Annotated in this window: 19 protein-coding genes; 5 read left to right on the top strand and 14 right to left on the bottom strand. The window is 49.1% G+C overall.

Annotated features, from left to right (window positions below):
• The first annotated feature begins 60 nt into the window (after positions 1-60).
• Complete coding sequence (locus CBX96_RS18635; protein WP_109287693.1) at positions 61-1,170, top strand: energy transducer TonB; 1,110 nt, start codon at positions 61-63, stop codon at positions 1,168-1,170.
• Positions 1,171-1,177: 7 nt separating this feature from the next.
• Here CBX96_RS18635 and CBX96_RS18640 read toward each other — a convergent pair whose 3' ends face one another.
• The 7 genes from CBX96_RS18640 to slyA all read right to left on the bottom strand — a co-directional run bounded on the left by CBX96_RS18640 (position 1,178) and on the right by slyA (position 7,862).
• The gene (locus CBX96_RS18640) at positions 1,178-1,558 is read right to left on the bottom strand and encodes a cysteine-rich CWC family protein (RefSeq protein WP_375136849.1); all 381 of its coding nucleotides are present in this window, start codon (positions 1,556-1,558) and stop codon (positions 1,178-1,180) included.
• Between the two features lie 47 nt (positions 1,559-1,605).
• The gene (locus CBX96_RS18645) at positions 1,606-2,481 is read right to left on the bottom strand and encodes a toxin-antitoxin system YwqK family antitoxin (protein ID WP_109287694.1); all 876 of its coding nucleotides are present in this window, start codon (positions 2,479-2,481) and stop codon (positions 1,606-1,608) included.
• 915 nt (positions 2,482-3,396) lie between these two features.
• Positions 3,397-4,452 (bottom strand): c-type cytochrome, encoded by a 1,056-nt coding sequence (locus CBX96_RS18650; protein ID WP_109287695.1) that lies wholly within the window; start codon positions 4,450-4,452, stop codon positions 3,397-3,399.
• 10 nt (positions 4,453-4,462) lie between these two features.
• Positions 4,463-5,089: a c-type cytochrome gene (locus tag CBX96_RS18655; protein WP_109287696.1), complete on the bottom strand. Its 627-nt coding sequence runs from the start codon at positions 5,087-5,089 to the stop codon at positions 4,463-4,465.
• 187 nt (positions 5,090-5,276) lie between these two features.
• A complete protein-coding gene (locus tag CBX96_RS18660) occupies positions 5,277-6,305 on the bottom strand; it encodes a DUF2955 domain-containing protein (protein ID WP_086902211.1) in 1,029 nt (342 codons plus the stop codon).
• Positions 6,306-6,321: 16 nt separating this feature from the next.
• Complete coding sequence (locus tag CBX96_RS18665) at positions 6,322-7,380, bottom strand: HlyD family secretion protein (protein WP_109287697.1); 1,059 nt, start codon at positions 7,378-7,380, stop codon at positions 6,322-6,324.
• An 8-nt stretch (positions 7,381-7,388) separates the two neighbouring features.
• Entirely contained in the window at positions 7,389-7,862 is a 474-nt protein-coding gene (gene slyA, locus CBX96_RS18670) for a transcriptional regulator SlyA (protein ID WP_086902296.1), read from the bottom strand.
• Between the two features lie 219 nt (positions 7,863-8,081).
• On the opposite strand from slyA, the gene CBX96_RS18675 reads away from it, so the two are divergent.
• Positions 8,082-9,986 carry a methyl-accepting chemotaxis protein gene (locus CBX96_RS18675; protein ID WP_109287698.1) on the top strand — a complete coding sequence of 635 codons (1,905 nt, stop codon included), beginning with the start codon at positions 8,082-8,084 and terminating at the stop codon, positions 9,984-9,986.
• A gap of 66 nt (positions 9,987-10,052) precedes the next feature.
• On the opposite strand, the gene metF is transcribed toward CBX96_RS18675, so the two are convergent.
• The 3 genes from metF to metB all read right to left on the bottom strand — a co-directional run bounded on the left by metF (position 10,053) and on the right by metB (position 14,795).
• Entirely contained in the window at positions 10,053-10,946 is an 894-nt protein-coding gene (gene metF, locus CBX96_RS18680; protein ID WP_011624168.1) for a methylenetetrahydrofolate reductase, read from the bottom strand.
• 280 nt (positions 10,947-11,226) lie between these two features.
• Positions 11,227-13,620: a bifunctional aspartate kinase/homoserine dehydrogenase II gene (locus CBX96_RS18685; RefSeq protein ID WP_109287699.1), complete on the bottom strand. Its 2,394-nt coding sequence runs from the start codon at positions 13,618-13,620 to the stop codon at positions 11,227-11,229.
• A gap of 11 nt (positions 13,621-13,631) precedes the next feature.
• Positions 13,632-14,795, bottom strand: a complete 1,164-nt coding sequence (metB, locus tag CBX96_RS18690) for a cystathionine gamma-synthase (protein ID WP_181382234.1) — start codon at positions 14,793-14,795, stop codon at positions 13,632-13,634.
• A 222-nt stretch (positions 14,796-15,017) separates the two neighbouring features.
• Here metB and metJ point away from each other — a divergent pair, with 222 nt between their 5' ends.
• Positions 15,018-15,332, top strand: coding sequence for a met regulon transcriptional regulator MetJ (gene metJ / locus CBX96_RS18695; protein ID WP_086902215.1), 315 nt, complete (start codon positions 15,018-15,020; stop codon positions 15,330-15,332).
• 101 nt (positions 15,333-15,433) lie between these two features.
• Positions 15,434-16,177 carry a sulfite exporter TauE/SafE family protein gene (locus tag CBX96_RS18700; protein WP_011624172.1) on the top strand — a complete coding sequence of 248 codons (744 nt, stop codon included), beginning with the start codon at positions 15,434-15,436 and terminating at the stop codon, positions 16,175-16,177.
• A 126-nt stretch (positions 16,178-16,303) separates the two neighbouring features.
• On the opposite strand, the gene nrfD is transcribed toward CBX96_RS18700, so the two are convergent.
• The 4 genes from nrfD to CBX96_RS18720 form a co-directional block, all read right to left on the bottom strand.
• Positions 16,304-17,248, bottom strand: coding sequence for an NrfD/PsrC family molybdoenzyme membrane anchor subunit (gene nrfD, locus CBX96_RS18705; protein ID WP_109287701.1), 945 nt, complete (start codon positions 17,246-17,248; stop codon positions 16,304-16,306).
• Positions 17,249-17,250: 2 nt separating this feature from the next.
• A complete protein-coding gene (locus CBX96_RS18710; protein WP_088210069.1) occupies positions 17,251-17,817 on the bottom strand; it encodes a 4Fe-4S dicluster domain-containing protein in 567 nt (188 codons plus the stop codon).
• Positions 17,818-17,829: 12 nt separating this feature from the next.
• Positions 17,830-20,112 (bottom strand): thiosulfate reductase PhsA, encoded by a 2,283-nt coding sequence (gene phsA / locus CBX96_RS18715; protein ID WP_109287702.1) that lies wholly within the window; start codon positions 20,110-20,112, stop codon positions 17,830-17,832.
• 480 nt (positions 20,113-20,592) lie between these two features.
• Positions 20,593-21,219 (bottom strand): pentapeptide repeat-containing protein, encoded by a 627-nt coding sequence (locus tag CBX96_RS18720; protein WP_109287703.1) that lies wholly within the window; start codon positions 21,217-21,219, stop codon positions 20,593-20,595.
• A gap of 703 nt (positions 21,220-21,922) precedes the next feature.
• Here CBX96_RS18720 and CBX96_RS18730 point away from each other — a divergent pair.
• Positions 21,923-23,026: a phosphoribosylaminoimidazolesuccinocarboxamide synthase gene (locus CBX96_RS18730; protein WP_011625022.1), complete on the top strand. Its 1,104-nt coding sequence runs from the start codon at positions 21,923-21,925 to the stop codon at positions 23,024-23,026.
• Positions 23,027-23,449 lie beyond the last annotated feature (423 nt).

A 23,449-nucleotide genomic window follows, 5' to 3' on the forward strand; every position in this document is an offset into this window, starting at 1 on the left:
CTTGTATCAAGAGTGAAACATTTGTACTATCCGATAGAACTAAATATAAGGATATACAAGATGTTAGACGGAAAAATATTGCCTTTAGCAAGTCTATTTGCCTTAGCATTAAGTACTTCGTTACCCTTAAATGCCTCGGAAAACACTTTTTCCCAAGCCTACAGTGACTACCAAACCGCACTCAAACAAGGTGATAACGCCCAAATAGAAGCCAGTGCCAAAAGGGCCTTCGAACTGGGGGAAACTCAATATGCAAAGGACAGTGTCGACTTAGCTAACCTCGCTATGAACTGGGCTGGTGCGATAGAAAAGCAAGTCGCCCCTTACCCATTTGAAGAAAAGAATTTGCCACAAACAGCGAAGGCGAATGAGTTATATCAACTCGCTCTCACAAATTATAAAGTTCATTATGGTAAAGAAGCGCTTGAGCTTATCGATCCCTTACTTGGTGCAGCACAAACTGCCGTCGAAGCCAAAGATGCGAAAAATAATTTGCTTGATGCAATCACAATTGCTGAAAAATCCGATAACAAGAAACTGATCGCCGATGTAAAAATGGCCGCTTTTAACCGCTTATCCAATACTGAGCTATACACAAGAAGCGTAAGAAGCTATGCCTTCGAGGCCTACGAAACTTACAAAGAAATCCTGCCCGAAAATGCCCTCGACAGAGTCAAAGCTACCTATGTCGTCGGTGCCGTTCAATATGCCGAAAAGCATGATGACAAGGCGATTCCGCTGCTTTTAGAAGTAGTGAAGCAGTTTGAAGCCCTTAACTACAGCCACCCTTATGCGTTAAGCGCCCATGCTTATCTAGTCGAACTTTATGAGCGTCAAGGAAAGCGTGACGAATCGACCGCCCACTGTATCGCCATCGGCAAGATGCGCCCTTGGGCCGACGCACAGGAACAGCAACCGCTGTTTCGCACTACGCCTAAATACCCTGCATCCTATGTCCAAAAACGTAAAAGCGGCTGGGTTCAACTTAAATTTACCGTTGATGAACATGGCTTTGTGAAAAATCCTGAAATCTTAGCCTCTAAGGGTGGCACTTTATTTGAAAAAGAAAGCATCGAAGCCTTAAATAAATGGCGTTACGCACCCAAATTTGAAAATGGTAAAGCCGTAGAAGCACAAAGTAGCGTACAACTGGATTACACCATCAATTAATAGCCCGCTATTTCACCTCATATCCCAGCCCATCGACTAATCCCGATGGGCTGTTTTTATCTTCTGAAGCAGAAACCGTTAGCTCGCGCTTTATCCGGCTTAAACAAGTCTCACAAATGCAAGCCGTCGCAGGCTGCGATAATAATTTCGCTAACTTATCGGCACTCAGCCCCGTTGTATCGCCTGTCGATAAGCCTGCCGCCAAATCGCCAGATAACAATTGAGTCAACTTCGGAAACGCCTGCTTAGCACACCAACAGTCACTGATATCTGCACCAAGAGTCATAGCGCACTGATTCGCCCCTTGGCATAAAGGGCACAGCTGCGCTGTATCAAACTGAGGTTCTAGTAAGGGATGAGACTCTAAGTCCCTAAAAATGGAGGACAAGATTTATTACTTCCAACACTAATTGTCAATTACTACATTGCATCTAACTAATCATTATTATAAGTCACTTCTTGAACTAAATGACCATCTTCATTATAGATTTTCCATACACCTTCTTTCTTACCATTTTTATAAGTTCCTTCTGCTTCTATTATCCCATTTTTATGATAAGCCTTAAACAGCCCCTCTCTTTCTCCATTTATATAAAAATTCTCAACTTGCAATATTCCATCATCGTAATATTCTTTATAAACACCGTCTAATTTATCATTTTTATAAGCACCTTCCGTTCCTAAACTACCGCATTCATTATAATATTTAAACAGACCATGACGAACACCATTAACATAGTTTATTTCCACTGTTAATCTACCGTGTTCATTATAATATCTCGAAACACCTTCCCGTTTTCCATTTATATATAACGCTTCCTGTCCGAGTTCGCCATTACAATGATAGGTTCGATAAAAACCATCTTCTTTCCCATTTTTAAAAATTTGTATTGCTACTTCGCCATTTTCATTATAATACTTCCAAACACCATCTAGCGTCCCATCTTTATAATTCAACTCTGACTTTAACTGACCATTTCTATAATAGCTTTTACAAACACCTTCATTTTTACCATTTACATAAAACTCTTCTTCCATTAGTGCCCCATTAGACCAATACTTTTTATAAGCTCCTTCTCTCTGTCCTTTCTTATAATTTTCTTCATTTTCTAACTGACCATTTTCATAATAACTATTACGAATACCGTCTAACTTTCCGTCTGCATAGTTTTCTTCTTTTTCTAACCGACCATTTTCATAATAACTATTACGAATACCGTCTAACTTCCCATCGACATAATTTTCCTCAATCCTCAGTTGACCATTTTTATAATGACCTGTTACTTTACCTGTAAATATTTTTTTACTCATTTTGCTATTCCATTATTAAGATAACTCAAATTCAACTCCGAAGTGCGACACTCTAATCGAGGAATATCTGCAGAGTTAACGCCCAAGCGTGCAAATCTCAATCTACCAGTTCTATTTTGTTCATATTTTACTCAGATGCATGCTTGTGTTAGTCATGAGTGTAAGAAACTATCACCATGAATTATCTGTATTTGACTAAAAAAATGGGGCAGACACAAATCTTTGGGGAATCAACAGCCTAAATCAAGGCTACAGAAGTTCACTCTCACCAGGGAAGTTGCTGAAGTGTGTTGAAGGAAATCACGTAAGCGAGGCATAAATGCCGAGTTAGCTTTCGGCGAAAGGGCGAATGAAAATCGATGATTTTCGCGCTTATGAGCGAGAGGCAAGGATTGCCGAACTGGAGGGCTGTACATGGATGTAAAGCGGAACCTTCGGAAGCGATAGCGATTTTCGAATAAGCACGAACCCCTGCTTTATAAATAGGGAGTCAATGCATGTAACTTCGCTAGGGTGAGTGCTGCATAGCAGCGTTACGAACGGGAGCCACGGATGGCGAACTGGCAGTTAAACATGGACGTTGTTCGGCAATGACTCTTGTTAACAAAGAGACAAGAGGGAATTGCTGTTGATCCCCTCTTGGTCGACTCTTGATTAAAAATCAGGGGTGAAGCCCCACGACTTTGATTCACCTCGGCCGCAAGGCCGCCAAAAATATGAGACAGGCGTAACTCTTTTGCATTAGCTAAATCACTAAACAATAATGCTCTGATATTAAATAGCTTTAAGTAAAATCCCCCAACACATTTTACCCAATAAAAAAGCCAGCAAACTTTAAGCTTGCTGGCTTGCTTTCTGCCTAACTAATTCACTCGCTTTATTTCACAGTGCGAACAGTCAATCAAAGCGACTCACCTAAGACTTTTTCGGAAACACCGGATAAGAGGCGGTGCCAAGCACTTTGCCATCGACTTCGACACCGTAGTAGTCATTGTCGTTATGGTATTTCTCCTGAGCTTGTTTCACATCGCCCTTATTGCGGGGGTCCTGTGGCCGTTCATGGGAGTTAATGTGAGCCGCAACGTCCCAAGCCTGTTGGTTAGTCAGCTGAATACTCTTAGCGAAGGGCATGTTTTCATAAATGAAGAATGCGGCCGTATTGACCCTGTGCATGCCTGCGCCCCAGTTGTAGCTCTTAGGACCCCATAATGGCGGCAGAGAGTAAACACCCGCAATCGCTTGGCCTTGACCATCGGCGCCATGGCACGCTTGGCAGTGAGCGGTATACACGGCTTTGCCGCGCTCGGGTGAGAACGCGAGCTCAGGTTTGGGGATCTCAGGATAACCACGGCCAGGCAGATTTGCGCGTTGATCCACTGTCATGGCTTTGGCTAGCGTGTCAGGCAGCGGGAAATCCTCACGTTTGGCGCCTTTTACCAATTCGGCATCGCTGAGTTCTGGCACAGGGCCATCAAGGTTAGCCGCATCCATTAATCCACTCATCCCTAACCAGTACGCATAGGCCGATAGTGCGACCAGCTCGGGGCTACCCGCTGCGGGGGCTTTACCGTTCATGGAATAGTTAAAACAGCCTTGTACCCTTTCTTCAAAGGTATTTACTTTATCGTCTTTTTTACGATACGCGGGATACGCAAAATAGGCGCCCCACAGCGGTGACGCATTCGCCTTACGGCCCGCATCCATATGGCAGTTGGCACAGTTAAGCTCGTTACCCACATACTTATCTCTCAGCTGCTGGGTATTCACAAATAACTGATAACCCAAGCGTACTTTATCGCCGAAGGCCCCTTCGGGAATCGCACTTAAGGGTCTTGGGGTTAAATAACTTTGCTCAGGATTTTTAGGGACTGAGGGCAATGGCGCTTGTTTGTCGGGTAACTCATTCGCAGCCTGCACTTGAGCAGTTAGCACGCCCATTGCGGCCAATAGTAAGATGGCAGAAGATTTCATGGCCGGCTCCTTATTTAAAATTCGCAAAGTAGTTTGCTAAGGCATCCACCTCGGCGGCGGTCAGCTTGTTAGCCACATTGGCCATCATGCCGTCCACATCTCCCTTACGAGTGCCAGCTTGCCACGCCAACAGTTGCGTCTTGATATAACTGGCCTGTTGACCCGCTAAACGTGGGAACAGGCCGCCACCTAAACCCGAGGGGCCATGGCAAGTCACACAGGCCGGTAAGCCGCGAGACCAATCACCTTGATAGGCTAAGCGCGCGGTATCGTCGCTAAAGGTCACCTGCTCACCACGGATCACTGGCTTGACCTCAGTCTTAGGTGATTTGGCGGAGAAGTAACTCGCCACTTGCTCGATGCCATCACCTTGCAATGTCATCGCCATCGGCATCATGGTCGCGTTTTGGCGCACACCGGCCTGAAAATGCTGTAATTGGGTGGTGATGTATTCTTTCGAGAGTCCAGCGAGACGGGGGCCGAGGGGTTCAATGCCCTCGCCTTCGGCGCCGTGACAGGTCACGCAGATTTGTCCCGCTGGCGGGACTGCGGTTGGATTAGCTATGGCTACAGAGGTCAAGGCACAGCCGTAGATTAGCGCGATGCCTTTGGCTAATGTTCTAATTTTAATATTCATTTTCTATCCTTGAACATACCTTGAGTAGAACTTAAGCGGCTCAAGTGATAGCCAAGTCCTAAACCTAGGTCGTTAAAAAGAGATAATTGAGTGGTGCGTTCACACGTTTAGCCCACACTAAACGAGTTTGTACCTTACTCCTCGAATCTCCACTGAACAAGCATTAAAAAAATCTAATATTAAGTTCTTAATAACCAAATCGAGTCGCTTCAAAGCTATTCAATAACTTATGAAGCAGGTAACAGAGGAATAACGTCGCCACTATCGCCACAAAAATACTGCTCACCCGGTACAGCGCACTAAAAATCAGGTCGTTGCCAGGGGTTAAGTATTGGCCAAACAAAATCCCTAAGGTGGTCATGGCACCAAACCCCACACCAGAGCCACTCGCTTCCTTCACATGGGCCTGCGCAAACAACATAAGCCCAACCCACAGCAGCGGCACAATCAGGATCAACAATCCAGACCAGTCGTAGAGGAAGAGTTGCACCATTACCCCAAACGACACCCCAAGCAGAGTGCCCAGCGCGCGTTTACGGGCATAATCCAGCGCCCCGTTCCAATGCATGGGGAACAGGAGTAACAGCGTGGTCGCCTGTGCCGACATGGAGTCGCGCAAATCGAAAATCTGAAACACTAAGAAAGAGAGCGTGGCAATGCTGGCACCGAGTAAAGCTTCGTGGCGCATACGGTGCGGCGCCTTAGGACCGGGTTTGTAGGCAGGACGAGGCTCGACATCTGGCCAGAGTGCCGTCATCAGATAGGCAATAACCACGGACAATCCCGTCGCCCAGAAATTACTGAAGATTAAGTCATTGAGATCTGTGCCCGGATAGCTGGCAAAGTGCAGCATAATGCTCAAACTCAGCACGCCATTGGCACCAAACAGAAATAGGCTACCGCGGGACATAGCCGCAAAACGATATAAAAACAGTAGAAAGACAATCGGCGTCATCAATCCGGGGTGGCTACCGAAGAAACCGCCGAGTAAGCCGACTTCAAGCCCCGCCATGGCCGATGATGCCAGCAACTGCCGCATCGCATGGCCACTCATCACAGGAACGAGTCCCAGCAATAGCATCGGGGTTACCGTAAAAAACACCCCATTACTCCACCCAAAGAGCTTACAGAGGGTAAAGCCAATGGTGCCGCCAGTGGCAATGCGCAAACACTGGCGTAAGTCATTGGTGGTTAAAGGGTTGTGGCGTAACAACATGCGAATGGCCTTGAGATTAATAGATGTAATGGAGCAGGCTAATGACCTTAATCTGCACCTTGGCTAGCAGGCTAAACAGCGTATTGTCAGGCAGTAATTGCACAGTGGCACGCGCACCTGCTGGCAGATTATTCATCGCATCGTCGTCTAACACTAAATGTAGTCTTAAGCGCTGCGCATCGCGCACCCAACGGTCGGACTCCTGCGGCGCTGCTAAGCGGCCATTGGCATCAAACTGCCCCGCACTCACACCGGCGTCGACACTGCTCACTTGAGCGCGATATAAACGGCCTGGCTCACCATCGAAGGCGATTAATGCTGGGTAAGATGCGTTAACGCCACGTAAGGTCTTTTCACGAAAGTCGGCAATAATATCTAATTTATCAGAGACTAAGGCGAGTAGCGGCTGGCCTACTGCGGCAAAACTGCCCACTTCGAGTTGCAGGTTGGTCACCACCCCATCTTGGTCGGCACGAATTTGGGTGTAAGACAGGTTCAGCTCAGCTTGCTCTAAGGCATTTTTCGCTTGGCGCACTCTTAGGTTTTCTTCGCCATAGAGGCCACGGCTGACTTTGAGTTTATCGAGACGAGCATTAGCGGCTAACAGATTCGCCTCGGCGGCATCCGCATCACTATCGGCCTGATCACGTTGCTGCTGCGACACACCATGGGTGGCATACAATGCATCTAAACGTTTGGCTTCGCGACGTTTTAGTTGAGCCGTAGTGGTACTGGCATTCACTTCCGCCTTGGCGGCTAACAACAAAGCATCTAACTCGGCATTGTCCTGACGCACTTGCTCTAGTGCCAATTTGGCCTGAGACACGGCTAACTCAAAGGGTGCTGGGTCGACTTGAAACAGTAAATCGCCCTTGGCGACCACTTGGTTATTCTTCACATTAATGGTTTGAATCTTGCCGCTGATCTGCGGGGTCACCTTAGTCACCACACGGGTTGCCATGGCCTGTGGGGTCAAGGGCATCATAGCGTCGGCAAACATAAAATAGCCAAACACAGCCACAAAACCGAGCATGGCGATTTTAACGAGGCGGGCAAATTGTTGATCCGGTGTCATCTTATTTCTCACTCAAGAATTTCTGTGCTCTTAGCCAACTTGGCTAAGGCGTTATCACTGATTAGGCTAATGATGCGTTCAAACTCACCAAGCTCGCTGGCGCTGATCCCAGCCAACAACTCTGCGCGCACTTGAATAATCCGCGCTTCGACTTGCTTTAATACATCCTTTCCCGCGGGCGTTAGCGATACGATTCGAGCGCGCTTATCTTTAGTGCAGCAATGACGCTCGACTAAACCTTGTTCCTCAAGCTGCCCTAACGTGCGCATCAAAGAAGCCAATTCAATTTCCAGCGCATCCGCCAACACCTTCTGGCTCACGTTGTCGCCCAGACGCAATAACTTCCACAATGCCGTCCAACGAGGATGAGTTAACCCGAGTGGTGCTAATTCCACATCCGCCACGGTGCGCCATAGTCGGTGCAAGCGGCCTAAATGTTCCGCTAGGGATAACTCCTTTAATCGCTCTAATTCTTTCTGCATCATGCTTACTCACTTACTTAGCCTGCTAAGCATTATACTTAGTTAGCAGGCTAAGTAAATATTCGTAACGAAAAAAAGATCTGTGCACGCTGCCACGAAATCTACAAAAAAACGGAAAACAACTGAAAAAGGCTAAGCTGCTCTCAAATCTAAAAAGCAGTATCTCTATAATATTCAAAAAGATAATTAGGCAGATATAAGGATATTTGGAGGTTAACTGTGAAGAATTTAAACATTAGCACTAGGATAGTGTTGGGGATCAGCCTACTGCTATTTGCGGTGATGAGCTTTATCATGCCACTGGTGCTATCGGAATTCAGTCGCCAAATTCGCGAGTCCGAGCAGCGAGAACTGCACAAACTGTACGAAACCGCTGTAGCCAATATCGCCTCATCGGGTCAAAGAGCACAGGCAATGGCGACATTAATCTCCTTAACCCCTGAGATCCAAAGTAGTTTTGCCGCACGCGACCGTGATGAATTACTGCAACGCACACTACCGCTATTTACTCGCCTTAAACAAGATTTTGCCGTGCAACAGTTCCAGTTCCATACCCCACCTGCCACGTCGTTTTTACGCCTGCACCGCCCAGAGAAATATGGCGACGACCTCACCGCGATCCGTAAAACCATTGTCGAAACTAACACGCAAAAACAACCGCTTAGCGGCTTAGAATATGGCGTGGAAGGCTTAGGGATCCGTGGGCTAGTCCCGATGAATTACCAAGGACAGCACACGGGCTCGGTGGAATTTGGCATGTCCTTTGGCCAAACCTTTTTCGATCATTTTAAAAATGCTTATCAGGCCGAAATCACGCTACTGCTCCCAAAAGATGGCGGCTTTGTCCCCTTCGGTGGCACGTTTACCACAGACACCAGCGCCGCAAGCGAACTTAAGAGCGTTATGCAAGGCGACGAAGTTATCCGCACCATAGATTTAAATGACAAAAGCTTTGCGCTCTACCGCCATGGAATACAGGACTATTCGGGCAAAACCTTCGGGGTGTTAGATATTGCGCTGGACAGAAGTCATTCAGAGCAGGCGATGTCCGATATTCGTTTAAAACTCATCATGATAGGAATCATTGCCTTCTTAATCGGTACAGCAATCGCGTGGTTTATTGCTAAGAGTATTACCCGCCCAATTGCCGAAACTACTGACGCACTCAACGATATTGCCGAAGGTGAAGGTGATCTTACCCGTCGTATCGAAGTGAAGAGCAAGGATGAAATGGCCCAACTTGCCCAGGCCTTTAACCGCTTCGCAGAGAAAATCCACGCCACAGTGGTCCAAGTATCAGACTCGACCAGTTTGCTCGCGACATCGGCCGAGGAAATGTCCGCCATCACCCGTGAAACCCAGCAAATGGCGAATCGGCAACACCTCGAAACAGAACAGGTTGCCACCGCGATGAACGAAATGGCGGCAACAGTGCAAGAGGTCGCCCACAATGCCACCGACGCCGCCGATGCTGCAACCCATGCCAGCGAGTCTACCGAGCAGGGTAAACAATTAGTCGAAAAAGTCATATCGACCATTAGCTTGCTCGCCGATGAGATTGCCGAAGCCGCCAATGCCATTAACGAACTCGAGCGCAATACCACGCAAATTGATTCGGTATTAGTGGTGATCCGCAATATTGCCGATCAGACCAATTTACTCGCCCTCAATGCCGCGATTGAGGCCGCCCGCGCCGGAGAACAAGGCCGTGGCTTTGCCGTGGTTGCAGATGAGGTACGTACACTCGCCAGCCGAACTCAGGCTTCCACCACAGAAATTCAGCAGATGATTGAGGCATTGCAACAGAGTGCCAAGGCCACAGTTAGCAGCATGAATACCAGCACGGCCACCACACAGAGCTGTGTATCACTGGTGCATGAGGCAGGTTCAGCCCTCGAAGCCATTACCCAAGCCGTATCCACCATCAGCCAAATGAACATTCAAATCGCCAGCGCCGCCAATGAGCAGTGCGCCGTTTCGGCAGAAATTAATAAAAACGTCAATAATATTAATGATATTGCGACCAATGCGACCGAGAGTGCCGTGCAAACCGCGCGGGCGGGGGATGAACTCGCGCAGCTTTCGATGCGCTTAACGACTCTGCTCTCCCAATTTAAGATTTAGGAATTAGTCACTAGCCAAAAACAAAACGCCGCTAAATAGCGGCGTTTTTTATGGATGTTTACTGCGTTATACCGCCTTTGGGCGAACCCCTAAGGTATGGCAAATCGCATAGGTCAGCTCGGCGCGGTTGAGGGTGTAGAAGTGGAAATCTTTAACCCCTTCACGGGATAGCACTTTGACCATATCGATCGCCACGTTAGCGCCCACCAGCTGACGCGTACCCGCATCATTCTCTAGGCCATCAAATTGCTTATGCAACCAGCTCGGCAGGCTCACATTGGTCATGCCCGCGAAGCGTTTTAACTGGGTAAAGTTAGTCACGGGTAAAATGCCGGGGACGATTTCGACATCGATTCCCGCCGCAACGCAGCGGTCGCGAAAACGTAGGTAAGATTCAACATCGAAGAAAAACTGGGTAATAGCTCGGCTCGCACCGGCATCGATTTTACGCTTGAGGTTAATCAAATCGGCTTGAGCGTTAGCCGCATCTGGATGCACTTCAGGGTAAGCGGCGACCGAAATATCAAAGTCGGCCACAGAGCGCAGTAAGCGCACTAAATCCGCCGCAAAGCGAGTCGGTTTCGGGCTGCCCGCAGGCAAGTCGCCACGCAGCGCCACTATGTCGCGGATCCCCGATTTCCAGTAATGCTTCGCCAGATCTAACAGCTCCTCGTCGCTGGCATCCACTAAGGTTAAATGCGGCGCGGCAACCAGATTGGTTTCTTTTTGAATACGTTCAATCACGCCGTGGGTACGGTCGCGCACGCCCGAGTTGGCACCATAGGTCACTGAAACAAACTTAGGATTCAGCGGCTCTAAACGGCGGATAGAGTTCCACAGGATCTGTTCCATTTCGGGGGTTGATGGCGGAAAAAACTCAAAAGAAACATTAATATCGCCATTAAGTTCAGACAAACTTTGGTTTAGCGAATGTGAATGTTGTGCGTGATGAAAAGCCATGTGTATTTCCTCAACCGCCCAAGTGCGACGCTCCATCGCGCTGGTACGACTTATAAATGCAGTAATTTAATCCATATGGACGTTTGGACGTCTATATGTCCATATACTAGAGAAACTGGCCGTTAAGTCAAGCCAAAAAATCCCCCTTTTTGGCATTTTCTTATCCCTCGTTGACCACCTTGATTTTAGTCCTGATCTTCGCCAATAAAAAAAGGACTCGAATGAGTCCTTTAAGTCTATGAATATAAGCCGAATCAACTTGAAGATACGGGGTTTATTCCTATTCTTGCAGCAGATCGCGACAGATCTGCGTCAGATCCGATTGCACCGCCGCCGCTGTTACCTCACGGCCAGCACCCGGCCCACGGATAATCAAAGGATTACCTTGATAGAAGGCAGAGCGGATCACAAACACATTGTCCCCGGGCGTAAGGTTGGCGTAGGGATGATTCGCATCAATCCACTGTAATCCCACCTCGGCTTTTAGGGTCGCACCGCTATTGTCCAAGGAGGCGACATATCTCAGTACCTTGTTTTGCTCCGCCGCTGCGCCGTATTGTTGCAGCAATTCATCATCCAGCTCACCGATACGGGCAAGGAATTGCTCCAGCGGAATATCCGCTAAATGGGCAGGCACTAAGGAGCGCAGCTCAATATCCTCAAGCTCGATTTCCAGACCGATTTCACGGGCTAAAATCAGCAGCTTACGCTGCATATCGCGGCCAGAAAGATCGTCGCGTGGATCGGGTTCGGTAATCCCTAAACCACGCGCTTCAATCACTAATTCCGAGAAAGGTTTGCTGGTATCGTATTTCTCGAATAACCAACACAGGGTGCCAGAGAAAATCCCGCCAACGGCTTCAACGCTATCGCCACTGTTACGCAAATCGTTTAAGGCGTGCTGAATAGGTAAGCCCGCGCCACAGCTAGCGTTATAACGCCAGAATAGACGGCGATAACCGAGTTGTTCCTTCAATTCCCGATAAAAAGGCAGCGGGCCAGAACCCGCGAGTTTGTTTGCGCTGACCATATGAATGCCGCGCTCGAAAAACTCTGGGTATTGCAGGGTTAAACTGGCGCTGGCGCTGATGTCTAATGCAATCAGTTCATCACAGTTAAGTTGTTCTAATTGTTCAAATAGATGCTCGTACTGCCAAGGTGTTGCCTCGGCATCGAATTCCTGCTGCCAGCTTTCCAAATCCACACCAGTGGACTTAATCAAAGCTTTACTGGAAGTAACCAGACCGACTAACTCGACTTGCGCTTCAAGCTCTTGATTTAACGAGGGAGAAACTGACTTAAACAGTTTCACCCACGCCTCGCCAATATTGCCCACACCCAGCAGCAATACGCCAATGCGTTTACGCGGGCCAGCACAGCGGCGATGCACTTTTTGCGTCAGCAGATTAACCTGCGACTGTGGCACTAAGGTCACCAAACTTAAGTCACCACTGAACAAGGGCTTAGCGTCGCGGCTCAGTAAACGGGCAAAGCTGCGGCGATAATGCTCGGCATCGGCACTCACAAGCGCCACTAAACCGAGTTCGGTATTAATTTGCAGATCTTTAATGCCGAGGGCTTCGGCCTGCGCATCCAATAACTTTTGTACTTGTTTTTGGTTTTCAGCGGTATAGGCAAGCTCGAGTCGTTGATGCGCCGATACCCAATGGGCCAGTGGCGTTAATCCTGCTTCGACTAATTGCTCGAGCAGACTGGCCACATCGCCCGCGATCTTAAAGCCAAATAACACCACGGCATTCAGGTTAGTCACCACAGGCGCACTCGCCGAGGAGCTGTGGGGCGCAATCAGGGTAAAGTCGGTATGGGAGGCGTAGCTTGAACGTACGGCTAGGCTCACCTCAGTGTTAAACAGCGGCTGCAAAGTGCGCGAATGCAAAACAGGCGAACCTAGACGCGCCAAGCGGTCTGCTTCGGCGAGGGACATGCTCTTGAGTAATTTCGCATCGTTGATCTTATTCGGATCGGCGTTAAATACCCCTTCAACGTCGGTCCAAATGGTCACGCGCTCAATGTCGGCAAGGCTAGCAATTAAGCTGGCGCTAAAGTCAGAGCCATTGCGACCAAGCAGCAAGGTATCGCCACGCTCGTTGGCACAGATAAAACCTGTGATCACTAAACGCTCGTTAGGATGCGCCGCCAGTAAGGCTTGCACTTTGGCGCGGGATTCTTGCACGCGAATTTGCGGCACAGCGGCCTCGTCGGCCACAAGAATCGAGCAGGCATCCACATGGCTTGCGGCCACACCCGATTCACGCAGCAGCGCCGCCATTAAGCGCGCCGACCAACGCTCACCAAAGCTCACCACATGGCTAATTTGGTAATCGTTACGGGAATCTAAAGATAATAGACTGATTAACTGGGCTTTATCCGTGGTTAAACGCTCACGTAAATCCCGCGCCTGCTCGTTAGATAACAGCTGCTCAATCAAGCCTTGCTGATAGCTGATGAGGACTTGTAATTCTTCTTGCCATAATTGGTTGCTATCGCGCAGCGACAACAACTTATATAAAAAGTTAGTAGTTTTACCCGCGGCAGACACCACCACCAGATCATCACTGTGGCCATGGGTTAACAGAATATGGGCAACTCGGCGATAACAATCGGCATCGGCTAAGCTGGAACCACCAAATTTATGTAAGTGACAACGTGCCATCTCGAATTCCTCTACTGACAAGCCGCAACGGCGGCCAATCCTGCTTGAATATCTGCAACTAAGTCGTCGGCATCTTCAATACCAACCGACAAACGTAATAGGGTGTCTTTAATGCCAGCTTCATAACGTGCTTGGGGCTCCATCGCCCTGTGGGTCATAGTCGCGGGCACGGCCACGAGACTCTCAACGCCACCTAAGCTCTCGGCCACGCTAAATAAACTTAAGGCATCTAAAAAGGCGACCACTTCGGCCTCGCCGCCCTTAAGCTCAAAACTCAGCATAGCGCCAAAGCCTTTTTGCTGCTTGGCGGCAATGGCATGGCTGGGGTGATCCGCAAGGCCTGGGTAATACACTTTGCTCACAACAGAGCTGTTCGTCAGCACGTCCACAATACGCTGGGCATTGCTTTGGTGCTCGCGAATGCGCACGGCTAAGGTACGCAGACCGCGCAGAGTTTGATAACTGTCGAAGGCAGAACCCGTTAAGCCCAAGGTGTTCGACCACCAATGTAAGGTCTCACCGAGTTGAGGATCTTTGGCGATCACCGCGCCGCCCACCACATCGCTGTGACCATTGATGTACTTAGTGGTGGAGTGGATAACGATATCGGCACCGAGTAACAGCGGTTGCTGCAAAATGGGCGAGAGGAAAGTATTGTCCACCACCACTAAAGCACCTACGGCGTGGCTCGCCTTCGCGATAGCTTTGATATCGACGACTCGCAGCAGAGGGTTTGATGGGGTTTCAATCCACACCATCTTAGGTTGCTGGGCGATGGCTTGCTCGAGCGCTTGGGCGTCGGTTTGATCGACCACCAGCAGTTTAAATTGGCCCTTTTTAGCCAAGTTAGTGAATAAACGGTAAGAACCGCCGTAACAATCGTGGGGCACCACCAGCAAATCATCGGGGCCGAGCAAGGTAGTCACTAAGGTAATGGCTGCCATGCCAGTGCAAGTCACCACACCGGTTGCGCCCTTTTCTAGCTTAGCTAAGGCATCGCCTAAGATGCTGCGGGTAGGATTGCCGGAACGGCTGTAATCAAATTCGCGAGGATTTTTATGACCATCGAAGGCGTAATTAGTCGACAGGTAAATTGGCGGCACCACCGCGCCATACTGAGTATCGCTTTCGATACCCTGACGCACTGCTAATGTGGCTAATTGACGTTCGGTCACTAATTTGCCTGCGGTCATCGGGAACTCCTAAGTTCGCAAAGAGATGTCTGGACGTCTAAATGTACCTAAGCCCAGTGGTATCGTCAATAGGCGTTAAGACGTTTAGACGTCTAAACATAAAGAAATCTGTTTGCAATCACTAAGAAATAGTAGCAATAATTTGACTGTTATCTGTAAGGGTTTAAAATCTGCCCCGAATTTAGCGTTATAACAGGTGAGTCAATGACTGAATGGAATGGGGAATACATCAGCCCCTATGCTGAACATGGCAAGAAGAATGAACAAGTAAAGAAAATTACTGTGTCTATTCCGCTCAAAGTGCTAAAAGTCCTCACGGATGAACGTACCCGTCGTCAGGTGAACAACCTGCGCCACGCCACCAATAGCGAACTCTTGTGTGAAGCATTTTTGCATGCCTACACCGGCCAGCCTCTGCCTGATGATGCCGATCTGTCGAAAGATAGCCCAGACAGCATTCCCGCCGAAGCGAAAAGGTTGATGGACGAGATGGGGATCGAGTGGGAAGATATGGAGTAACGCTTAAGCGTCCAATATCCTACTTATCATTAGGGATCGTTAATACTCATCTTGCTTGATGGGTTAGAGTAACGATCCCTATTTTGTTTTGATGGAATCCTATGTTCTCCTTGATAGATCCACAAACGCTCGCCATTGCGTCTGTGATTGTGTTTTTAGGTGCCCTCACCCAGAGTCTGATTGGCTTTGGCCTTGCCGTGGTGGCGAGCCCGTTGCTGTATATTGTCGACCCCGAATTAGTGCCCGCCCCCGTGATTGTGATGGGTTTTTCCATCGCCCTACTCACCCTACTGCGTGAACGCGGCCATTTAGAATTCAATGGCTTGCAATATGCGCTTATCGGTCGAGTGCCCGGAGGTTTTATCGGTGCCAGCCTGCTACTGTTTGCGCCGCAGCCGATTCTTGGTCTGGCGATTGCTGGCATTGTGGCAGTCGCCGTGGTGCTGAGCCTGTATAAATTGACTCTTCCCGTGAATAAGGCAACCCTGTTTGGCGCGGGCGTGGTCTCGGGGATTTTTGGTAATATTGCCGCCATTGGTGGCCCACCGATGGCGATTTTGTTGGCGGGTAAGGATGCCTCCAAATTTCGCGCCGCACTGTCGGCCTTCTTTATCTTCAGCTCGACCATAGCCCTGGTCATTCTTGGGGTGACGGGCCTACTCGAAATCAAGCATTTGTGGTTATCACTCATGCTACTGCCCTCGGTCTTTTTAGGCTATTTAGTGGCGGGCAAACTGGTGGGGAATGTGGATAAACATAAGACCAAGATGGCAACCTTAGCCCTCTGCGCTATCAGTGCTTTAGTGCTTACGGTGAAATCTGTGATTGAGCTATTGCCGCAATAATTACCGCAATAATTACCGCAATAGAATCCTGCCAATCGCCCCCATAAAAAAAGCACCGTTAATCGGTGCTTTTTGCTTGCTGGGATAGGTGATTTACCCCATCGATATTGCCATTAACCAATGGCACTAACTTAGATAGCTTTGTCCCGCATACACAATAAAGTGTCTCAGTGCTAACACGCCGGTTAAGCTGGCGCAGGCCACCATAATCATCGCGCCCTTGCTGTGGCGCGTCGCGGTCGGCAACAGCATAAATAGCAGTGGGATACCAAAACCAATCCCGACCACGCCAATCCAGAATACGCTCGCCCACACGCCAGAGGTGAGTGATGCCAGCGCCGCAGCCGCCGCGCCGCCCTGAAAGTACAAGGCGCAGAACAACATAAACAGGAACATGATTTCGATTGCCATCACTGGCAGCTCTAAGCCATGCATTTTGGCTAAGGCCTTGTCGTGGCTATCGGTCTTGAACATCACCAGCGCCAGCACCGCATTAGCCGCCGCGCCCGCCGATAAACCAGAGACTAAAAACAGCGCAGGCAATACCGCAGTGTTCAACATCGGATAGGCATTCATGGCCGAAATTAAGAAGCCAGTATAAGCACCCACGCCAATCGCGAGAATAAACAGCAGCACTTCAATCAGCTTTCTAAAGGGCATCAGCAGCTTAGCAATAGGCACGAGGAAACCTAAGCCCCACTTTGGCAGCTCATCGCGCAGCACAAGAATCGCGTAGGCAAATGCTAAGGGTGAATAAGCCAGTAGTGCTAAGACACCAATCGCCATTACAGACTGGAAGTTGTAGTTGATTAAAATCAGCCAAAAATGGAAAGGCTTCGTTAAATCAAACACTAAACATGCCAAGCCTAGGCAAATGGCCACTGGGCCAATAATGGCTGCGGCCTTGAGAATACTCGTCTCCCCCTGCGCTTGCTCCTTATTAAACCAACGCAGGCCAATGCCAATCAGCAAACTTCCGGCGGATAAACCCGCCATAAACAGATACACGGCGATGATCCAATGCCAAGTGACGGGATCATATTGCGCCATATCGCCCCAAGTATTGTTCATAATCAAATCCCCCCTCTTTTGGTAGGAACGCGATACACCCTAGGCTTGGTGCCTAAATGGGTCTTATCTTGGTAAGTGATCTTAGTGTTGAGTAGCATAGCGACCTCACTCTGTGGATCGTTGGCATCGCCAAACACTAAGGCATCGGTCGGACACACAGTCACACAGGCGGGCTCTTCACCCCGAGCTAAGCGCGTGTCCTTACAGAAGTTACACTTGTCAGCCACTTTGGTTTCTGGGTTCATAAAACGTACCTTGTAGGGGCACGCCGCCACGCAGTACATACAACCCACGCACTTATCGCCATGGATGGAAACAATCCCATCCTCACCCACATAGGCCGCGCCCGTTGGGCACACCTTCACACAAGGCGCATCTTCACACTGCTGGCACGATACCCTGTGGTACTTAAAGTGCAGGTGTGGCATCTCGCCAAAGGGGCCCTCTACGCGCACTTGTAAGCGAGTCACGCCCTCGGGGACGCCATTTTCACTGCGGCAGGCCACGTTACAGGCTTGGCAGCCGATGCACTTGTTCTCATCGTGCACCATCACATATCTTTTCGTCATTTGAGCCTCCAATTAGCGTTTTGCCAGCGTGACGCCTGTCGTATGAATATTCATGCCACACACAGGGGCTGTTTGATGGGGCAGTAAGTTTCCGCAGTGGATACCTTTACCTGTCGCTCTAACCAACTCTTTGTTTTTAGAGCCAAAGCCCATATAGGCAAACACGGTATCGGGGCGAATGCCCGGGGTGAATAAGGCGTGGCCTTCTTCGCTACCCACGCTGCTGGTTAACCGAATCGGGTCACCGTTACTTATCCCTAACTTGCCCGCCGTGACGGGATGCACCCAAATGGCGTTATCCGACATTAGGTTAGCTAACATAGGGATATTGTGAGTCGCACCATTGGTATGCACGGCGACCTTGCCTTGGATAAAGTACAGCTCGTCGGCTTTCTTCAAATGCACTTCGCGGAACTTAATCACCCCGCGTCCTGGCGCCATGGCTTCAACCTTGGCCGAGGTCAATTCAATCTTGCCGCTTGGGGTTTTAAAGCTGAGCAAACTGCCGTAGGTGCCGTCTTCATCCACGGCTTTGGCATTGGCGTAGGCCTTAGTAAACTCGGCCACCATCTTAGGTTCGCGCAGCATGATGGGCTTGCCGAAGCTAACAAAACCTTCATCCTTGATGCGGCGCAGCAGTGCGGTATCACGATTCACCTGCAGCAGTTGCAGGGTTTCCATGTTGTCCCAAGGGTAAAATTCACTTAGCCCAAGCTTATGGCCAATGTCCTTAAAGATTTGCCATGAGGGTTTAGTGTCGCCCAAGGTTTCCACCACGCGTTGACGCACATAGTAAGCAGGATTTTTACCCGACTTGTCGGCGATTTCTTCATCGCGCTCAAGGTAAGTCGACTCGGGTAAAATGACGTCGGCATAGGCGGCGGTTTCACTGATATACACATCGCACACGGCAACAAAATCGAGCTTTTTCAAGGCTTCAACCACACGCGCCCTGTCGGTCATGGTTTGCATTGGGTTGGTACGGGACATCACCCAGCCGTGTAATTGATAGGGCACGGCAGTTAAGGTCGCATCGAGAATCGTTTGATAAATCCCGCCCGATGACCACATCATGGCGTACTGCTCTTCCACTTGGTCGATACGTTTCGCCGCAGGCTTAGGCATATCTTTTACGCCGGGCTTACCTAATACGGGCGCCACGCTTTCTCCCGCCAGTTTGTTATAGTCGCCAGGCTTTTGACCTAGGTAGATACCGCCCTTACGCTCGATATTACCAATCAAAATATTGGCAGCGTACAAGGCGCGGCGCATTTCAAACTCTTCGGTGGTAAAGGTGGCTCTGTGACCAAAATCCACCACAGCATGGGGCGCCTTGGCCGCATATTCGTGGGCGATACGGCGAATATCTTTGGCGGGCACATCGGAAACGGTTTCGGCCCACTCAGGGGTGTAGGCTTTGACTTCGGCGGCGAAGGCATCAAACCCTTCAACATAACGTTCGATAAAGGCCTTGTCGTAGAGATTATCTTCAATCAATACATGGCATAAGGCTAAAGCCACCGCCACATCGGTACCGGGGCGGATCGCATACCATTCATCGGCTTTGTCGGCGACGATGGAGAATCTTGGCTCAAACACCACCAGCTTGGCGCCTTTATCCATTTGCGCCGCCATCATGCCGCGGGTTTCGGACATGTTGATGCCTTCGTACAGGTTATGGCCGAAGTTAATGATGTATTTGGAGTTACTTAAATCGCGCTTCACCTTAGTGCCAAACATGGCCTTAGCAGCAATCTCGTAACCACCGGGGCAAGTTGAGGCATGGGTAAAGGTATTCGGGCTACCAAAGGCAGTGGCGAGATGGAATAAGTGTTTTTCTTGCGAACCGGACTTAGAGGAAAACGCCACGGCTTCAGGGCCATAAGCTTGTTTGATTTTATTAAGATTATCGGCAATCAGTTGATAGGCTTCATCCCAAGAGATCTCGGCCCACTTGCCCTCGCCACGCTCACCCACCCGTTTGAGTGGCTTCACAATCCGCTGTGGATCGTAAAGCAAACTATGGCCAGCACCGCCCCGGGCACAGACTTTACCGCCAAAGGATTTGGCCGCCTTATTGCCACTGATAAAGACGTTTTTGCCCTCAATCACCCGCGCCGAAATCGGGCAGCGAGTCGAACACATCTCACAGATACTGGCAATGTCTTTGCCCATTCCTTTTAGCTGCTTGCTCTCTAATGCCGCTAAGCTGCCCGGCAACAGGCTAGCCAATGCACATGTTGCACCGCTGGCCCCTGCGCCCTTTAAAAAGGTTCGCCTATTAAGCTCAATCATGGTTACCTCCATCACACTCATCCACCCTAATGCGCCACTTGGCACACGCAAACTTAGGCTTTGGCTTACCACTGCGGTTAAAGACTAAATTCGCTCACAGGTTTTTAGTTATTAATGCCAATGCCTTAAGAAACGCTGGCATTTTGCTGTTTCAGGGTGATTGTTATCCCGAAAGGGAGAGGCGGATATTGTGGTAAACCACATGGCCAAGTTGAGTGTGATCTGCGGCAACTAAAAGTTAAAATTGTTCTAAAAAATCGTGAATAAGATCAATAAGCCTGCTTGACCTAAACCTGTACTAAGCCAGCGCACTGGCTCGCGGCTTTGATAAGTTAAAAAGTTCTCAAAAACCCTCAAAAACCACTCCCATATTTAGAATGGCTGAGTGCTCAAAGTGTATGAGGTAAGCGTTTCGCCCAGTTGTCACAGGGGAATGGTTGAAAGGGAGTCAGGCATAAGCAAGGCCAATGCCTAAGGGAGTTAGTCAACCAAGGTGATCTCTAAGCCATTTAATAAGCGAATCGCTTCGTCGCGACTAAACTTAGCGCCCTTGATTTTATTGTTAAAAATATCGATATCGTAATCGGTCGCCTCGGAGAAATCCGCCTCCATCAACTCGGTACGACCAAATAAGCTGTGGCGAAAATCGCTGTAACTAAAGTTGGCGCGATTAAACTTGCCCTCACGGAAATCCACATCCTGCGCCTTACAGCCCTCGAGCACCATTTCATCGAGCTGAAGCCCCATAAAAGAGCAATCGTTTAAGATGCAGGCGCTAAAGCTAAAAGGCGCAGCAAAGGATAATCTCGGCCAAGCGGCGCGGGTCCAATCTATGCCCACCAACTTACATTCTTCAAAACGCACGCCGTTAAATTGGCTTAAGGGCACCTTGAGCAGGCTCAAATTACAGCCCACAAAACGGCAATCGATAAACTTACAGTTACGGAATGTGCTATCGCTAAACTGACAATCGTGGAATTCACACTCTTCAAACTCCAACTCCTGCCACTGGGTTTGGCTTTCGGCTAAGGCGATAAATTGCTGCGAGAAAAAATATCGCCCCTCGGCAGTGGCGCGCGCCATCATCGGCGTTTTTACATCTGTCATTGACTACCTCTATCTGTGCCAACCCTGCCTAGGCTAAGGGCTGATGGGCAAACTGTGTTTTTCAATTCACAAAAAATGGGCGTTAATGCAAAGGCCACGCTTTATATCGTGCTTAGCCACGACCTTTATTCAGACCGCCTATGCTAACCCGATTTACAGAGCTAACTGCATGCCTATATTGGGATTAATACCATTCTAAGGCTTAGCGAGTCACACTTTAAACTCAAGCTTATCTATTCCTCTACTCGGATTTCATGGGAAGTATTTTCAGCTGCCGCATTGCTCCCCTCCCCAATTTACCCCGACACGCCGCACAGATGTGCATAAATAGCCGTGGAAAATTTTGCGAATAAAGGTAAAATGGCGCCACTTTTCGCGGCTGTCTAACAAGGTTCTCTCGGATTAATGGTTAGCCTTTTCGAGCAAAATGGCACGGGGTTTCCCCGCTTGAACAGACCAGATTCTCTCTGGCGCCAACCTTGCTCTGCGTGCTATTTTTACCCCTTATCCCGACCTTCTCTCTCCTGCCTATCGCCCGAAAATATCCTATTCGCTTTACGTTTTAACCTCACCAATCTCTTGTGCGCACTTAGCGATAAGTTGTTGGTCAATAATAAAAAGGTGGCAAAGCATTTACGGCTTAAGCACACCGCAACGAATAAAAAACTCGTCCCTACACTCTCTATCCAAAGGAATACTCGTCATGAGTCTTGCTGATTCCGTATTAGCCGTAAACAACGATTTACCCATCCGTACCGACAGCCCTGTCCATAGCGGCAAGGTACGTAGCGTTTACTGGCTAACCGACGCCGACAGCCGCCGTTTAATTCAAACCAAGGGCTACAATGTGCCCGAAGATACGCCGCTTGCCATCATGGTGATTAGCGACCGTATCTCAGCCTTCGACTGCATCTTCCACGGTGAAGGCGGATTAAAAGGCATTCCTGGTAAAGGCGCGGCATTAAATGCCATTTCTAATCATTGGTTTAAGTTATTTGCCGAAAACGGTTTAGCCGACAGCCACATTTTAGATATTCCGCATCCCTTCGTTTGGATAGTCCAAAAAGCCCGTCCGATTAAAGTAGAAGCCATTTGCCGCCAATATATTACTGGCTCAATGTGGCGCGCCTACTCTAAGGGCGAGCGCGTATTCTGCGGTATCACACTGCCAGAAGGCTTAGAGAAAGATCAAAAACTGCCAGATTTGCTAATCACTCCTTCGACCAAAGGCATCTTAACTGGGATTCCCGGTGTGCCCGCGCAGGACGATGTGAACATCAGCCGCAGCGATATCGAAGCCAACTACCAAGCCTTTGGTTTTGAAAAGGTAGAAGATATCGACCTGTACGAGAAGCTGTTAAAAGATGGCTTTAAGGTGATCGCTAAAGCACTGGCCGACCTTGACCAAGTGTTTGTGGATACCAAGTTCGAGTTTGGTTATGTGACCGATAAAAACGGTAACTCAAAACTGATCTATATGGATGAAGTAGGCACCCCAGATTCATCCCGCATTTGGGACGGCGCCGCCTACCGCGATGGTAAAATCCTTGAAAACTCTAAGGAAGGCTTCCGTCAGTTCCTGCTGAACCACTTCCCCGATCCGGATATTCTGCTTAACAAGGACAGAATGCCAGAACGCGAAGCCCTCGCCCGTGATAATGCCCTGCCATTAGAGGCCATGATGGATGTGTCACGCACTTACACCGGCATCGCCGAGAAGGTGACAGGCGCGGCAATCCCGCTACCAGCCAATCCAAAGGCAGATATTATTAAGATCCTACGTGAAGAGTATGATCTGATTGTTTAATCAGATTTGCTGTGGTTAGGGTGTTACCCTCAACCTAAATTGAAAAAGGCGCTTAGGCGCCTTTTTTATTTATCAAACTTGGGTTTGAATTTATTTGTATGAATCAATTCAGAGAAAATCTAAGACAAGATCAAAGTCGTGGGGCTTCACCCCACACCCGACCAAGGAGGACTGCTCGTCCTATCCTCCTTGGATGCTCCAAGACGCCCCTACGGAGTTGAAAGCCCCTTGGGCATTAAGCGTTCTTATGCTATCGCGTCAGACGCTCGTCCCTGATTCGACTGACGCTATCTCGGCATATATGGACCCATCCGGTTTGCAAGACATTCGATAGCGATTTTGAGAAGAGTTCATTGCACCCATATATCCGGCCTGTTGTTGAGGGATCTCTCTGGCCCTGATGGATATCTGCTTCTACTGCCC

This window comes from Shewanella sp. BC20 (assembly GCF_003129585.1).
GTDB classification, from domain to species: Bacteria; Pseudomonadota; Gammaproteobacteria; order Enterobacterales; family Shewanellaceae; genus Shewanella; species Shewanella seohaensis.